Source organism: Vibrio sp. 2132-1 (assembly GCF_033344315.1).
This window is the reverse complement of sequence record NZ_JAWPON010000112.1, coordinates 1-1,015: the sequence shown is the minus strand read 5'-3', so window position 1 is coordinate 1,015 and position 1,015 is coordinate 1. Positions and strand designations below refer to the sequence as shown.

Genomic DNA, 1,015 nt, shown 5'->3' with positions numbered 1-1,015 from the left:
TGAAAGTGGTTTATTTCCGTTACCGTCTCAAGCGGCGGTTGAGGTCATTTTGCTATCAAACGCCTATCATCTTGAGCGCATATTAGAAATTCAAACGCTAATGGATGAGCAAGGCTTACTGCGCGTGCTCAAATCTCAATGCGCGTCCGTGGGTTTAGACTTACACATTTCTCTAGATATTCAGAAGCACATTAGCGTGCCATACCCACATCAAGGACCACAGGCAGAAGCGTTTCTTTTACTTGATGAACTGACGACGTATCGAGTGTATCTGGAGGGCGTTAAAAGTGGGGCATTTCAACGAGATTTAACTAGCGTTCGAGCACAGCCTTTGCTGCGGGCTAAACAAGCAATAAATCAACTTCGCGCTTTACCGTTAGAAATGGATGTTTTGCAACAAATTGCGGAAATGAAAAAGGCCATCGAAATGACGGCCTTTGATGAATCGGTTGCAACAGCAGAGCGAGCATTGGAAGTGTTTCATCCCATTTTAACTGCGCTCAATCGCCGTTTAGATCCCGAGTCTATTCAGTGATTTCGCGTCGCATACGAACAGCACTCAACGCAATCAGACAGTAGCAAAGCAGCTCCATGCCTTCTTCCGAAATGTTCTTAACATCGCGGATGTAGCTTTCATTCATGACTTGTTGCCAGAAGCTTCCCATACCGTAAAGGCGAGAGAAAACAAGCAGTAGAACCACGGCACCAATCAAGAGCTTCATGTGCGGAACTTGTAGAATGCGTGCCATTTCGTTCACTGTACCTTTACCACCTTGGTAAGCTTTTGCGCAAGCCAGAGCAGTGACGGTTAACGCAGGGAATACCCACGATCCGTGACGGATCATATCCATCCAGTAGTCCAGTTCGCGAATGATCAACACAGCGAAGAAGCCGGAAATCAAAATAGCGGCGTGTTTAACTTGTTCTTCTTGCTTAGAAAGCTGGAAGAACGACCATGAAGCAATCGCCAGCATGATCACCTGTAAGGTTTCAGTGATAGAGACTTCACCCAAAC

Annotated in this window: 1 protein-coding gene and 1 pseudogene; one reads left to right on the top strand and one right to left on the bottom strand. The window is 46.2% G+C overall.

What is annotated here, in order from left to right; genetic code table 11:
- A pseudogene (locus R8N47_RS23785) lies at nt 1–535 on the top strand (YdcF family protein); the annotation flags it as partial.
- Here the strand turns inward: R8N47_RS23785 and R8N47_RS23780 are convergent.
- Nucleotides 525–1,015 (bottom strand): hypothetical protein (locus R8N47_RS23780; protein ID WP_318185923.1); only part of this gene is annotated, 491 nt, incomplete at its 5' end. The pseudogene R8N47_RS23785 and the gene R8N47_RS23780 overlap by 11 nt on opposite strands.